The sequence below is a fragment of the Nocardiopsis nanhaiensis genome, from assembly GCF_054778635.1.
This window is the reverse complement of record NZ_BAAGZJ010000076.1, coordinates 24,192-38,158: the sequence shown is the minus strand read 5'-3', so window position 1 is coordinate 38,158 and position 13,967 is coordinate 24,192. Positions and strand designations below refer to the sequence as shown.

At 67.3% G+C, this 13,967-nt stretch carries 11 protein-coding genes; 6 read left to right on the top strand and 5 right to left on the bottom strand.

Features of this window, described 5'->3' with window-relative positions:
• Positions 1–1,290 (top strand): N-6 DNA methylase (locus ACYVD1_RS27225; RefSeq protein ID WP_460777342.1); only part of this gene is annotated, 1,290 nt, incomplete at its 5' end.
• A complete protein-coding gene (locus tag ACYVD1_RS27220) occupies positions 1,287–2,933 on the top strand; it encodes a serine/threonine-protein kinase (protein ID WP_460777341.1) in 1,647 nt (548 codons plus the stop codon). The genes ACYVD1_RS27225 and ACYVD1_RS27220, both read left to right, overlap by 4 nt.
• A 471-nt stretch (positions 2,934–3,404) precedes the next feature.
• On the opposite strand, the gene ACYVD1_RS27215 is transcribed toward ACYVD1_RS27220, so the two are convergent.
• Together ACYVD1_RS27215 and ACYVD1_RS27210 are read right to left on the bottom strand one after the other, a co-directional pair.
• Positions 3,405–4,007 (bottom strand): IS66 family transposase, encoded by a 603-nt coding sequence (locus tag ACYVD1_RS27215; protein WP_460777340.1) that lies wholly within the window; start codon positions 4,005–4,007, stop codon positions 3,405–3,407.
• 61 nt (positions 4,008–4,068) lie between these two features.
• Positions 4,069–4,359 carry a hypothetical protein gene (locus ACYVD1_RS27210; RefSeq protein WP_460777339.1) on the bottom strand — a complete coding sequence of 97 codons (291 nt, stop codon included), beginning with the start codon at positions 4,357–4,359 and terminating at the stop codon, positions 4,069–4,071.
• Positions 4,360–4,890: 531 nt separating this feature from the next.
• On the opposite strand from ACYVD1_RS27210, the gene ACYVD1_RS27205 reads away from it, so the two are divergent.
• From ACYVD1_RS27205 to ACYVD1_RS27195, 3 genes are read left to right on the top strand one after another with little or no spacing between them, the layout of a single operon-like run.
• Positions 4,891–6,192 (top strand): MFS transporter, encoded by a 1,302-nt coding sequence (locus tag ACYVD1_RS27205; protein ID WP_460777338.1) that lies wholly within the window; start codon positions 4,891–4,893, stop codon positions 6,190–6,192.
• Positions 6,193–6,246: 54 nt separating this feature from the next.
• Entirely contained in the window at positions 6,247–7,590 is a 1,344-nt protein-coding gene (locus ACYVD1_RS27200; protein ID WP_460777337.1) for a preATP grasp domain-containing protein, read from the top strand.
• The gene (locus ACYVD1_RS27195) at positions 7,587–8,696 is read left to right on the top strand and encodes a hypothetical protein (RefSeq protein ID WP_460777336.1); all 1,110 of its coding nucleotides are present in this window, start codon (positions 7,587–7,589) and stop codon (positions 8,694–8,696) included. The genes ACYVD1_RS27200 and ACYVD1_RS27195 overlap by 4 nt, the downstream gene beginning before the upstream one ends.
• Positions 8,697–8,708: 12 nt before the next feature.
• Here ACYVD1_RS27195 and ACYVD1_RS27190 read toward each other — a convergent pair whose 3' ends face one another.
• From ACYVD1_RS27190 to ACYVD1_RS27180, 3 genes are all read right to left on the bottom strand, one after another.
• Positions 8,709–9,833, bottom strand: a complete 1,125-nt coding sequence (locus ACYVD1_RS27190) for a pyridoxal-phosphate dependent enzyme (protein ID WP_460777335.1) — start codon at positions 9,831–9,833, stop codon at positions 8,709–8,711.
• Positions 9,834–9,950: 117 nt separating this feature from the next.
• A complete protein-coding gene (locus ACYVD1_RS27185; RefSeq protein ID WP_460777334.1) occupies positions 9,951–11,168 on the bottom strand; it encodes a cytochrome P450 in 1,218 nt (405 codons plus the stop codon).
• Positions 11,169–11,195: 27 nt separating this feature from the next.
• Positions 11,196–12,419 carry a cytochrome P450 gene (locus ACYVD1_RS27180; protein ID WP_460777333.1) on the bottom strand — a complete coding sequence of 408 codons (1,224 nt, stop codon included), beginning with the start codon at positions 12,417–12,419 and terminating at the stop codon, positions 11,196–11,198.
• A gap of 249 nt (positions 12,420–12,668) precedes the next feature.
• On the opposite strand from ACYVD1_RS27180, the gene ACYVD1_RS27175 reads away from it, so the two are divergent.
• Positions 12,669–13,961, top strand: a complete 1,293-nt coding sequence (locus ACYVD1_RS27175; RefSeq protein ID WP_460777332.1) for a pyridoxal phosphate-dependent aminotransferase — start codon at positions 12,669–12,671, stop codon at positions 13,959–13,961.
• The last annotated feature ends 6 nt before the right edge of the window (positions 13,962–13,967 follow it).

The window sequence follows — 13,967 nt, the reverse complement described above, 5'->3', positions numbered from 1 at the left end:
CACGAGCGCGACGCCGACGCGCTGGCCGTCGCCCGCGCGCGCCTGGTCGAACGGGTGACCCTGCACGTGACGGCGGTCGGCGACACCCTGCGCGCCCCGCACCCGGCACTGGAAGCCGAGCCCGCCGACGCCGTGCTGTGCGACCCTCCGTTCCGGGACCGCGACTGGGGCCACGAGGAGCTGGCCGAGGACCCGCGGTGGGCGTTCGGGCTGCCGCCCCGGGGCGAGGGCGAGCTGGCCTGGGTGCAGCACTGCCTGTCCCGGGTACGGCCCGGCGGCCGGGTGGTGGTGACGGTGCCCGCCTCGGTGTCCTACCGCCCGGCGGGCCGCCGGATCCGGTCCGCCCTGCTTCGGGCCGGTGCGCTGCGCGCCGTGCTGGAGGTGCCCGGTGACGCCGACGAGGCCGGACGGCAGGTCTGGGTCCTGGAAGGCCCGGGTGAGGGCGCGCCGGCCCGGAACCGGGTGCTGCTGGCGGGCGCGCTCAAGCGGGAGGAATCGCTCCGCCTGTACCTGGCCTTCCTCCGGGGTTCCCTGCCCGAGGACGCCTCCCGGGCGCTGGTGGTGGAGGCCGCCGACCTCATCGACGACGAGGTGGACCTGCGGCCCGGCCGGCACCTGGCCGAAGCGACCCGGGGCCGGGCCGACGTGCACTACACCCCGCTGCTGGAGGAGCTGGGCGCCGCCCTGGCCCGGGTCCGGGAGCTGGTGCCCGAAGTGGCGCTGGAGGGCGCAGAGGCGCCGATGACCACTCTCGGCGCCCTGGTGGACGAGGGCGCCGTGGAGCTGCTGCGCGCCCCGCTCACCCTGACCGCCGACGGGGGCGACCTGCCCGTGCTCACCGTCCAGGACCTGCGCGCCGGACGGCCCCCGGGCGGGCGCTGCCGGTCGGCCCCGGGGCTGGTCACCACGGAAACGGGGGACGTGGTGGTGGCCGAGACCGTCCGGGACGCCCCGGTGCTGGTGGTGCGCGAGGCCGGAGCGGTGCTGGGGCCGCGGCTGGTGTCGGTGCGCGCGGACCCCGACCGGATCGACCCGGAGTTCCTGTCACGGACCGTGCGGCCGGAGGCGGTGGCGGCCGGGCGGACCGCCAGTGGTCGCGCCGACCTGCGCTCCTTCCGGATCCCGGCGCTCTCGCTGCCCGAACAGCGCGCGTACGCGCGGGTGTGGGCCGACCTGGAGGACCAGCGCGAGCTCACCGAACGCGTCGCCGAGCTGGGCGCGCGGCTGGCAGAGTTGGGTGACCGAGGACTACGGGAGGGCGATGTGCGTCCACGGAAGGTGGAGCCATGACCGAGCAGGCGCGGGGACGGCGGACCCTGGACGGCCGGTACGAACTCGTCGCCGTGCCCATGGGCCGCGGCGGGATGGGCGAGGTCTACGAGGGCCACGACAAGCGGCTCACCCGCGAGGTAGCGGTCAAGTTCCTGCGCTTCCCCTCCGACACCGACGACGCCGAACGCCAGGCCATGGTGCGGCGGTTCGTCCGTGAATCCCGGATCACCGCCGAACTGCAGCACCCCGGGGTGCCGTCGGTATTCGACGCCGGAAGCGACAACGGCCGCCCCTACCTGGTGATGCAGCGGATCCACGGGGTGAGCGTCAGCGACCTGGTCGCCGAACAGGAGCAGCTGTCGGTGGGGTGGAGCGCCGGGATCGGCGCCCAGGTGTGCTCGGTGCTGGCCGCCGCGCACCGGGCCTCGCTGGTGCACCGGGACCTCAAGCCCAGCAACCTGATGCTGGAGCCCAACGGCACGGTCAAGGTGCTCGACTTCGGCCTGGCGGTGGCCCTGGACCGCACCGACATGTCGCAGATCACCCGGACCGGGCACACCCCGGGGACCCCCGAGTACATGGCGCCGGAACAGCTGATGGCGGGCATGGCCACCGCCCGCAGCGACCTGTACGCCCTGGGCTGCGTCCTGTACGAGATGCTCACCGGGCAGCGGCTGTTCAGCGCCTCCACACCGTTCGCGGTGGCCTCCAAGCAGGCCAACGAGATCCCCCACCGGGTGCACTCGGTGCGCACGGACGTGCCCGGACAGCTCTCGGAGCTGGTGGGCGCGCTGTTGGAGAAGCGCCCCGAGGACCGGCCGGTCGACGCGGTCCAGGTGTACGAGGGGCTGGTGGAGTTCGCCGCCGACCTCAATCCCATCCCCGGGGTGCTGGACCCGCCGTCGCTACCCAACCCGCACCGCATGTACGGCGCGGTGCTCTCCCGGGTGTTCGGTTCGATGGGAACCTCGCGGCCGGTCCGGGACCCCGAGCCCGAACCGGAGGCTGAGGCGGCCGTGAACGACGCGGCGCCCGCGAGCGGAGTGGCTGCGAGCGAGTCGGATGGCGGGCCGCCCGTGGGCGGATCCGGTGGGGGCGCTACGGTCCCCGGCCGGGAGGACATCAGCCGGTCCCGTCAGGAGGCGGCCGAGTTCGTGGCCTCCTCCCGCTACCGGCAGGCCTCCGACACCCTGCGCGACGCGGTGGCCGGGGCCACGGCAGCGTTCGGCCGCACCGCCCCCGAGGTGGTGGAACTGCGGGTGGAGTGGGCCAACGTGCTCTTCGAGGGCGGCGACTTCCGCCAGGCCGGGCCCCTGTACGCCCGGCTCGCCGAAGACCTGGGGAAGGACCCCGACAGCGACCGCAGCCTGGTGTTCCGGTGCCGACTGCAAGACGCCACCTGCCGGGCGCTGGGCGGGGACACCGCCACCGCGCTGGAGTCGTTGAACGAGCTCCTCGCGGACGAGGTGGCGGCCTTCGGGGCCGACGACCACCGGCCGCTGGAGCTGCGCCGCCAGATCGGGCTGCTGGAGCTGGGCGCGGGCCGCAGGGAAGAGGCCGAGCAGACGCTGCGTGCCCTGCGGTCGGACCTGGTGCGGCTGCACGGACCCGCCCACCCCACCATCAAGCAGGTCGAGGAACTACTCAAGAGCGGGACCTGAGGCGGAGGCCCAGCACGGCACATACTGTCCCAGAGCCGATAATCAGGAGTGGTGTGAGGCGAGAGTCTGCACGAACCTACGCATGTGGGTTCGTGCAGCTCTCGCCTGTTCTAACTGCCGCGAACGAACATCAGGCCCATCTCCGGAAAGAGCTCATCTATCCGCTCGGCGTTGAATCCTTCTTACTGAAGGTCGTAGGGATTAAATCGACCTACGCTGGTCACGCCCACGGATGCAAACACCCATCCCTCTGGGGATTGGTGAAACAGGACATCCTGGCTCCCTTCATACTGCATCGGACCTTGACCTTCAGCACGGAGGAACGCAAGGACGTCCCGACAGATGAGCTCCTCCGAAAGTAACTGTTCAGTGTTCCGGAGAAGGCTCAGACGGTTTCGGGCATCCAGCACCGACCCTCGGCCAGGTGGACCAGGGCGTCGAACATACCGATACCGTGCTTGGCCGCGGTCGCTACATAGGAGCGCACCGCACAAAACCACTCGGCACCGGCCAGGGACCGTAAGCACTCCGACGGGGCTTGACCATCCGCACCCCGCGCTCGGCCGCGTTGTTGTCGAACGGAGCCCGCCCATCGAAGGTGAACCGCAGGTAATCGTCTCCTCGGTCACGCATCCGCTTAGCCAGCGCGTGGAACTCGGCCACCAGCTTGGACTCACGCCCCGAGGTCTGGTCCAGGCCGATAGCCACCGCGCTCGACCACCGGTAGCGCAACGCCTCCATCCGCACGGCGTCGATCCCCGCCAGCGAAGAGGACGTCGCCGAGTGCTCATCGACCAGCACCTTCATCTCCCGCAGCGCGTCCCCGGCCTGGCCGGCCCAACACCACGACCCTTCCCCGGTCGCGTCACAGACCGCTTGGAGCTCGCGCAACAGGTGGGCGTTGCACAACACATGGGCTTCGACACCGGTATACGTGTCATAGGGGGCCCAGGCGTCATGGACCGCTACGCCCGCAAAGGCGGGCAGCACCCCGGCCGCGTCCATACCCACCGTGCCCGCCGGGGGTGAGCGCTCAACAGACTCCACTTGCCGGTGCAGGCCGAGTGCACCCACACCAGGCCCCCACCCGCAGCGAGGTCTCATCGAAGTGGGCCACCTCAGCATCGGCGATCTCCTAGGCGGCGCGGGAAGTGAAGGCCTCCAAAGCAGCGGCGGCCCGGCGGGCGGTGGAGATGACCGCGCCTGCCGAGACCGCACGCCCCACCAGGTCCGACAGGGCCTGGGCCGTGCGCTGGGCCGAGAGGAACTGGCCCAGGTACAGGTAGCAGATCATCGCGCGCACGTTCGCCCCGAACTGCACCGGGGCGTTGACACCCTCGAGGGCTCGGGCGCGGGTCGCCGCCCCGCAGGCGCAGGTGCACTCGATCATCTGGTGTTCGGTCACCGTGGGTGTGATCGGGGGCAAGTCCACGACCTGGCGGCGGCACTCAGCGAACGGCCAGCTCAGCCCGGCTGAGTATAAACATCGCCGCACTGAAGCATCTCAAGAAGGGCCTGGCAGCTGTCGCAGGCTGCGTAAAATACCAGCTCAAAAGTGTCTACCGAACCGAAGCAACTCCACACCACTGAAGAATCGAAGTTCAGTGTGGCCACAAACGGTCATGCGCGTCCCGGAAACACGCTTACGCCGAGATGCTGGGACAACACAAAGAATCCTGTCAACCCAGGTGCATTCACTCGATAAAGCTAACCAAGAAGCCCTTGCTGCCACCGAAACAGGAGCAGTACTGTGACGAATGCGTGCACGCCGCATTCTTCCCCCAACTCCAGAGAGAGGTTGCCATCATGAAGATGCCCTACTGATACACATCATTCTTGCCTTCACCTGCGATAACTCGAGGCAAATGACCAAGGCAGGGCGGAGGGGCGACCTGAGGAGCCGCTCCGTCTTGCTGCGCTGCGCGTCAGACCCTCGTCCTGTCAAAGCCCCCATCCCATGTTTCGAGGACACATGAAGTCACTGATGACACGAGCGGTCAAAGGCTCCCCCTACTGGCCTGTACTGACCCACCCCGTGCTCCGACGGGTCCTCCCTGGGATCGGGATCTCCGCGCTGGGTGGGGGGATGAGCGCCATCGCCGTGAGCTGGTTGGCGATCGAGCTCGCCCCCGCCGAACACCGAGCGGCCTGGGTCGCTGCCGCAGTCGCCGCCTACACACTTCCCGGCGCGATCGGCGCCTTCGTTCTGGGTGGACTGCTCAACGGGCGCAGCGGGGCCCAACTGGCTGGGTGGGACGCCTTACTCCGCGCGGGGGCCCTGCTGATGATTCCCCTGCTCATGGCCTTCAATGCGCTGAGCATCCTGCCCTACATCCTGCTTCTGGGGGTTTCCTCGGTGCTGGGCGCCTGGGGCAAAGCGGGGCGTTACAGCATGCTCGCCGAACTCCTCGATAAAAAACACCACTTGGCCGGGAACTCCCTGGTCAACGTGATGTTGGAGCTTTCGACGGTGATCGGCCCCTTAGTGGCCGCGCTGATCATCCAACGAGGCGGCCCCGAATACGTCCTGCTCATCGTCGCTCTCTCCTTCGCGGTCCTGGCCGCCACCTACCGGTTCGCCGTGCCCAAGCCGGAAGACGGAACAGGGGTCGCACCGGGAGCATCCCGTTCCGAAGGGCTCAGGACCATCGTCCGCCAGCCCTCCCTTCTCGGCCTGGTCATCCTCTCCTTCGGGTTCTTCCTATTCTTCGGCCCCTCGAGCGTGGCGCTTCCCCTGTACGTTGTGGACGATCTCCAGGCCTCGGCAGCAACTCTCGCCGGGTTCTATACCTGTTTCGGTATCGGCGCCGTTGTGGGAGCACTGTTCACCGGTTACCTGCGGAACCTGCCGATGATGGCCGCGACGGTCGTCATCGTGCTGGGCTTCGGCCTCGGGATGCTGCTCCTGAGCCTGGGTCTGCACGTGTTCGTCTCCTGGGCCGCCTTCGGCCTGTGCGGTCTCTTCTGGGGACCGTTCCCCTCCACCACGACCGCGCTCTTCCAGGCGAAAGCCCCACCCGCGTCGTTGTCCCAAGTCCTGGCTGCCCGCGGAGCGGCCATGAGTGTGGCCACCCCGTTGGGAGCCATGGCGGGAGCCCCCCTCATCCTCCTCGTCGGTGCCCAGGGAGCCCTGTTTCTGTCAGCCTTGTGCCTCACCGTTCTGGGTGTGGTCTCCTCAGCCCTCGCCCTGGCGGCGAAGCCCCTGCGCACGATGACCGGGGGCACCCCGGAAAACGCGCCTTCCGACCTCAATAAATAACCGTCTCCAGCGGACTCTCCCCCTGCCTGGCACCGAACCTGGAGTGTCATAACCATGCCCAAAATAATCATCGTCAACGTTCCCGAGGAAATGGTTGGCGACCTCGAAAAACTGAACTTGGACAAGCGCAAGGCATTCGGCGCGGGAGCGCAACGCATATTATGGTATACCGAGCCCGGGGACATCATCGTTCTCCCCTACCCGCCCACACAAGAGTTCATGGAGTACGTGACCGCGTTGACCGGGGTCGATCCCGCGTCCCTGACGATAGTCATTCCAGCACCCGGCCGTTTCGGTCCGCATATCCTCACTGCGGACCGCATCCTCGCCCCCGACTTCCACCGTGACCTGGGCAAGGTACTCACCGACCGTCCGGTCGACAGACTCCTGTGTACCTACAACGACTCCTCGATCACTGGACTGGCGTCAGTGCTACACATCGAGGACGCACTGTCCGGATTCGCCTTCAGTGACCAGGGCGGGGATGCCCTGATCAACAGCAAAGCGGTCTTTCGCGCCGTGGCCGCAGGCAACGGCATACCCATCGCCCCCGGAGTGATCACGAACCAGCCGGCGCGAGCGGAGCATGCCATCGCCGAACTCCTCGATCAAGGTTTCCCGGTGATGGTCAAGCAGGAGTTCGCCGGGGGCGGTCTGGGCAATGAGGTTCTCAGCCGTTCGGAGGACGTGCGCCCCTCAGGGGCTCGTAACGTGAGGTTGTTACCGGACCGGGCGTCGGTGCGTCGCTACTTGGAGGAGCGCTGGTCCTGGCTCACCGGGCACAAAGGGCACAACCTGGTCATCGAGCGGTTCTTCCCTGACTCGCTTACGGTCTACGCGGAGTTCGACAGTACCGAAGAGGGATGCGTCTTCCGCGGCTCGGGTGAGATCCTGATGGAACCCACCGCCGTCGGGGAGATAATCCCGCCCCAATCGATCGGCCCCGAGGAGCAGTCCGAGCTTGTGGCCATGGCCGAACGGGCCTGTAAGCCCTTCCACGGGATGGGTTATCGGGGCACGCTGTGCGCGGACGCGGTGCGCACGCCCTCCGGGGAGCTTTTCTTCACCGAGGTCAACGGACGGCTCACAGCCTCAAGCCACCTGCACGTCAACCTGGTCGACCGTGTCGTGGGCCGAGAGCACCGTGATTCCCGGGTCTTTCTGGAACGGGCGGCGGGCTGGTCCGTTTCCTCCTTCGACGAGGCCCTGCGCCTCCTGGAACGATCGGGTGCCGCCTATGATCCGCGGTCTCGGAAGGGAGTCGTCGTCACTGCTGACTACACGTCCACTCTCGGCAAGGTCACATACTGCGCGATCTCGGAGAACCTGGACGGTGTGCGCCGGCTTGAGGAACTGGTCCAGGAGTCGACCACAGCCCCGGGAGGTGCGAACCAGTGAGCCGAGACGTCACCGCCGCCGTCGGGGCACCGGCTGCCCGCCTGGAATCGACTCCCGTCAACTCCTGGGATGAGTTCACCACGCTGCACGAGGTGATCGTGGGTGACGCAACACACGCGCGCGTCCCCGACCAGACCGATCCTTCGGCGTGGTTGAACTGCTATCCGGACCTGACCCCCGCGGAGCTGGCTCGGATCGAGGTGGGCCGCTATCCCCAGCACATCATCGACGAGACCAACGAAGACCTGGCCACGCTGGTCGAGACCCTCCGTGGTTTCGGTGTGACCGTCCACCAACCGCCGTCCGTCGATCACTCCTTGGAATACGGCGGGCCCACCTGGCGGAGTTCGGGGCGCAGCGCCTACTGTCCCCGGGATTTGACCCTGGTCGTCGGTTCCGGCCTCGTCGAGAGCCCCAGCCCGATGCGGGCCCGCTATTTCGAGTCGCTCGGGCTGCGGCCCCTCTTCCAGGACTACCTGCGGCGGGGCGCGCACTGGATCTCGGCCCCCCGCCCCTCGTTGGTGGACTCCCTCTACGAGTACGACGAGCAGGGGTTCCCCGTTCTGGGGGAAGCCGAACCGGCCTTCGAGGCCGCCAATTGCCTGCGTCTGGGGCGGGACATCCTGTACCAGGTTTCCCGGAGCGGCAACGAGTCGGGCCTGATCTGGTTGGAGTCGAGTCTTCGACTGTTCGGTGACATCCGGATCCACCCGCTGCGGGGTGTGTACGACGGCACTCACATCGACAGCACGATCTGTCTGCTCCGCCCGGGAACCGTCCTGCTCAACCCCGAGCGGATCAGTCCCAACACGGTCCCCGACATCTTCAAGGGGTGGGAGGTGCTCTGGTGCCCCCCGATGGAGGTCGGAGCAACCGCGGTACCCCACACACTCAGCACCCCCTGGGTGGGCATGAACCTGCTGATGCTGGACGAGGAGACCGCGATCGTGGACAGCACGCAGACCGCTCTCCTCCGACTGCTGGAACGACACGGCATCACGGTGATCCCCTCGCGGCTGCGGCACTCGCGGGTTCTGGGCGGTGGCTTCCACTGCGTCACGCTGGACACCGTCAGGAGCGGTGGGTTCCAGGACTATCTGAGCTAAACCCAACGCGGCTCAGGCCGAGGCGGGCGGGTTCCATCGACCTGTGCGGAGGAAATCGTCGATGGCCCGCCCGTGCTGTTCCGGGAAGAGCCCCTTCCCCCCGGTCCAGGCATCGGAATAGTAGGTGTCTCGGTAGTGCTCACCCTGGTCGGCGATGAGCCCGACGACGATGCCCCGACGCCCCTCCTCCCGCATGCGGTTGATCAGGCTCAGCGCCCCCCACAGAGTGGCTCCGCTGGATGGACCGATGGTGAATCCGCTGGCGAGGGAGAGCACCCTCATCGCGGCGACACTGGCCTCGTCGGGGACACGGAGGACCAGGTCCACCAACCCCGGATAGAATCCCGGCTCCATCCTCGGCCTGCCGATGCCCTCGATCTTGGAGGGCATACCGGTGGTGTAGTCGGACGCTCCCGTCACCCATCCCGGGAAATAGGCCGAGTTCTCGGGGTCGACCACGGCCAGCCGGGTCGGTAGGTCGTGCTCTCGGATGTGGCGGCCGATGGTCGTGGCGGTGGTCCCCGTTCCCGCGCCCACCACGATCCAGTCGGGCACCGACCGGGTGCGTCCCCGCACCACGTCCAGGATCACCCCGGGAAGACCGTTCGACGTACGCCAGTCCATGGCCCGTTCAGCAACCGCGAAGTGGTCGACGTAGACACCCCCGTTGTCGGCAGCGAGATTCTGCGCCTCTTCGTAGATCTGCGGTGGCCGGTCGACGAAGTGGACCCGTCCGCCCTGCTCCCGAATGCGTTCCAGCTTGGCCTCACCCGTCTTGCGCGGCAACACGGTGGTGAAGGGCAACCCCAGGCCACGAGCCAGGGCGGCACCGGCCACAGCGGCGTTCCCGCTGGTCGCCTCGATGACGGTCCGGCCTTCGCTCAACTGACCGTTCATGATGAGGTAGCGGAGCAGTTCCCGCATCATCGGGTACTTGACGCTTCCGGTGGGGTAGCCGGACTCGTCTTTCAGGTACAGGCCGACGCCCCATTCCTCGGGGATCGGGCACTTGTACATAGTGCGTGAGATCTGCGCGGTGCGTTCCGCGTCCTTCGTCAACAAGCCCAGTGCACGCCGTATCCATGCGTGGTCACCGCCGGCACGGTGCTCGGCTTCCAACCCGTCGTGGTCGGCCACTGACGCGTCTCCCCGTATCATCTCGGAAGTGGTTGTGGGGCCCAGTTCCCCGGGGCCCGGAACACCAGCAGTTTACGGTCGCCGCGCCCTCCGCCCCACTGGTTCTCAAGAATCCGCTCAGCGTTTGAGGCGCAACGGAAGCGACTTGACACCGAAGACGTCGGGCCGGCGCTGGTAGACCGGTTCCCCGCACTCAATGGAACCGTAACGCTGCATCAGCCGCTCGAACAGGATCGTCGCCTCCATCCGGGCAAGAGGCGCCCCGAGGCAGTAGTGGATGCCGTGGGAGAAGGTCAGGTGGGGGACGGTGCCGCGGTCCAACCGGAATCGGTCCGGCTCGGGGAAGCGCTCCGCGTCGTGATTGGCCGACAGCACCCACCCGACGACGATGCGGCCGGCCGGGACCGGAACACCGCCGACCTCGGTGTCCTCCTTGGTCAACCGGTATTGAAAGACCACCGGGGGACTGTGGCGCAGCGTCTCCTCGATCGCCGCGGGGATCAGGGAACGGTCCTCACGCAGACGGCTCATGGCCGCGGGTTCCGCTTGGAGGCACAGTAGTGCGTTTCCCAGGAGCAGGGTGGTGGTCAAGTGCCCGGCCAGCAGGAGGAACGCCGAGAAGTTCACGGCCTGGTCATCGGTGATCCGATGACCATCCTGCTCCGCGGCGACGAGTCGGCTGATCAGGTCATCCCGATCGTTGGTCCGCCGATCCCGCACGTGGGCGAGCAGATAATCGCGCATCATGTGGAGTTGTCGTGCTCGCTCAGCGGGTTGGGGGCCGTCCCCGAGCCGGCCCACCTTGACCTCCTGTACGTCGGGCAGGAGCAGCTCGGCCCATCGACGGAACAGGTCCCTGTCCGAGGCCGGGATACCCAGGAGCTCGGCGATGACGATGGCCGGCAGGGGATAGGCGATGTCGGAGACCAGGTCGATCTCCGTGCGGTCGCCCAACTCGTCGAGGAGGACGTCCGTGACCTCGCCGACCCGTTTCTCCAGCCCGGACACCGTGCGGGGAGTGAACGCCTGACTGACCAACCCGCGCAGACGCCCGTGCAAGGGAGGGTCGGTGACGGAGAGCGCGCCAGCGGTGAAGTCGGGAAGGTCCGGGTCCGGGGGCGGGGCCAGGGCGCTGAAGTCCGAGGAGAAGACCCCCGGATCAGAGAGCACGGCCACCGCGTCCGCGTGTTTGAAGATGTGGAAGGATCCCGTCTCCGGGTCCTCCCAGACCGGGGCGTTCTCACGCCGGTCGCCGAGCCAGGTCAGCAGGGACCGTCCGTCGCCGACCTCTTGTGGTGGGCCACCGGTCACCGACACGTCGGGGTGTTCCGTCATCGTCGACTCCTTCTCCAGGTTCACGCGTCAAGTGGAGGTGACGTTCAGGGGCAGTGACTTGACCCCGAAGATGTCCGGGCTGCGTTCGTAATAGACGGGGGTGTCGAAGGACCAGTCGGAGTAACGGTCCAAGAGGCGTTCCATCACCAGGCGCGACTCCATCCGGGCCAACGGCGTTCCCAGACAGAAGTGGATGCCGTGTCCGAAGGTCAGGTGTCCGCTGTTCGCCCGGCCCAGATCGAAGCGGTCGGGGTCCGCGAACTTCTCCGGATCGCGGTTGCCCGCGAGCAGCCAGGTCACCAGAGGACGGCCTGCCGGAACCGCGACGCCTCCGACCTCGGTGTCCTCCTTCGTCAGCCGGTACTGGAAAATGACGGGCGGCCGGTGGCGCAGGGTCTCTTCGACGGCTGCCGGAATGAGGGCGCGGTCGGCACGAACCTGGGCGAGCGCGTCGGGCGCGTCCTTGAAGGACAGCAGGGCGTTACCCATCAACAGGGTCGTCGTGAGGTGCCCGGCCAACAACAGGAAGTTGAGGAAGCCGACGACCTCGGTGTCGCGCAGCCGTTCGCCTTCCAGCTCCACGGCCACCAGCCGACTGATCAGGTCACCCCGGTCGTTGTGTCGGCGGTCCTCGACGTGGGAGAGCAGGTAATCGCGCATCTCCTTCATCTGATCGACGATGTCGGTGGGGATGTCGCCTTCGGGGATCGCTCCGACCGGCAGCTCGTAGTTGCTCGCGAGCAGGGCCTCTCCCCACTGGCGGAACAGGTCCCGGTCGGAGGCGGGGATCCCCAGGAGCTCGGCGATGACGATGACCGGCAGCGGATAGGTGACCGACGAGACGAAGTCGAACCGGTCCTGCCCGGCCACCGAGTCGAACAGTTCGTCGGCGAGCTCGGCCACACGCGGTTCCAGCCGGGCAATGGATTTGGGGGTGAAACCCTGGCTGATCAGTTTCCGAAGCTTGCCGTGCATGGGTGGGTCCGTCATGGTCAGGACCCCCTCCATGAAGTTGGGGACGTCCTCACCGAAGTCCGGTGTCAGTTCACCGAAGTCAGAACCGAACACTTCGGGTGTCGACAGCACAGTCTGGATGTCGTCGAAGCCGAAGACGTGCACACCCTGGGTCTCGTCGTCCAACCACACCGGGTGATGTTCACGCATCTGTCGGCACCAGGCGATGAGTTCGGCTCCGTCACCGACCCCGGTCGGTGGACGCCTCGCTTCGAAGGCCTCGGACGTGTCGGTCATGGCCGCTCCTCACATGGGTGATCCACTCCGGCACAGACGGTAGATGTCCGATCGTGTCCATTCGGTCGTATGTCAGGAAATTGCAACGCAATCCTGCTCGCCTGTCATGTTCGTGCGCGATGTTCGCATCTTATTGACGAATCTCTGATATGAGGCTTTTTCCTGCTTAGCCTGAGCTCCGGATGCCACGCCCGCGTCGTTCTCCGTTTTCCACGTACCGGGCCCCTACGTTCCGGAGGTGACCCATTGGTGCCACAGCGATCGGGCGGAACCGAAGAGGAGACCCGCGCACCCACACACATGGCCGCCAACCTGGCTTTGAACACGCATGTGGAGCACATGGAACGTACTGGAGCCGACCTCTTGCACCTGGGGTTCGGCGAGGCGCGCCTACCTCCCCTCGCCGAGTTGAACGACCGGTTGGACCAGGGCGCGGCCGAAACCTCCTACGGACCGGTGGAGGGAACCCCACGGGCCCAGGAGGCCGCGGCGGGCTACTTCCGACGCCGCGGGCTACCCACCGACCCCGAGTTGACCCTCTTCGGTCCCGGAAGCAAGGCGCTGCTGTGGGCCATACTCCACTCGGTGCCCGGAGACATCGTTCTGCCCCGACCGTCCTGGTTGACCTACCGCGCTCAGGCCGCGTTGACGAACAGGCGTGTGATCTGGGTGGGCACACCCCCCGGCCTCGGCGGGCTTCCCGACCCCGCGGCGTTCTCGGGGCGGGTGCGCGCCGCGCGTGCGGCGGGGGCCGATCCCCGTTTGGTGGTGCTCACCCTCCCTGACAACCCGACCGGTTCCCTTCCCGATGAGGGGACCATCGAACACGTGTGTCGGATCGCCCAGGAGGAAGGGCTCCTCATCGTGTCCGACGAGATCTACCGAGACGTCATGTCGGTGGATCCGGCAGCGGTCGCGAGCCCCGCTGAGTTCGCGCCCGCGAGCACCTTGATCACCACCGGGCCGAGCAAGAGTCTGGGGCTGGGTGGTTGGCGCATCGGTCTCGCCCGGTTCCCGGAAGGCCCCGTCGGCACGGAACTCTTCAACCGGGTGCGGTCCGTGGCCAGCGAGGTGTGGTCGACCACCGCGCGCCCCCTGCAGGAAGCGGCGGAGTACGCGCTGACGGAACCACCGGAGATTGTCTCCCACCGAGCCGCGGCGGCCCGCGTACAGCGCACGATCACGGAGGCCGTGTACTGGATCACCGTGCAATCGGGGGCCACGGCACCACGTCCGGACGGCGCCTTCTACGTGTATCCCGATTTCGAGCACCATCGCGACGATCTGGCCCTGCACGGGGTGGTCGACGCGCCCTCACTCGAAGCCCACCTGTTGGAGCGTCACGAGACCGCTGTACTGGGCGGCCACCATTTCGGAGACGACCCCCGCCGCCTGCGTTTTCGCGCCTCCACCAGCCTGTTGTGCGGTAGGAGCGGACCTGAGGTGTACGAGACCTTCACAGCCGACGATCCCCTCCGCCTCCCCCATGTGTCCTCCGCCTTGGCCCGCGTGGAAGACGTGTTCACAAAGTTGACCACCTAATAGGCG

What these genes read in the sequence shown, in the direction of transcription:
- ACYVD1_RS27200 (WP_460777337.1), top strand. Translation starts at nt 6,247, where the DNA reads ATGCCCAAAATAATCATCGTCAACGTTCCCGAGGAAATGGTTGGCGAC.
- ACYVD1_RS27220 (WP_460777341.1), top strand. Translation starts at nt 1,287, where the DNA reads ATGACCGAGCAGGCGCGGGGACGGCGGACCCTGGACGGCCGGTACGAA.
- ACYVD1_RS27180 (WP_460777333.1), bottom strand. Translation starts at nt 12,419, where the DNA reads ATGACCGACACGTCCGAGGCCTTCGAAGCGAGGCGTCCACCGACCGGG.
- ACYVD1_RS27205 (WP_460777338.1), top strand. Translation starts at nt 4,891, where the DNA reads ATGTTTCGAGGACACATGAAGTCACTGATGACACGAGCGGTCAAAGGC.
- ACYVD1_RS27185 (WP_460777334.1), bottom strand. Translation starts at nt 11,168, where the DNA reads ATGACGGAACACCCCGACGTGTCGGTGACCGGTGGCCCACCACAAGAG.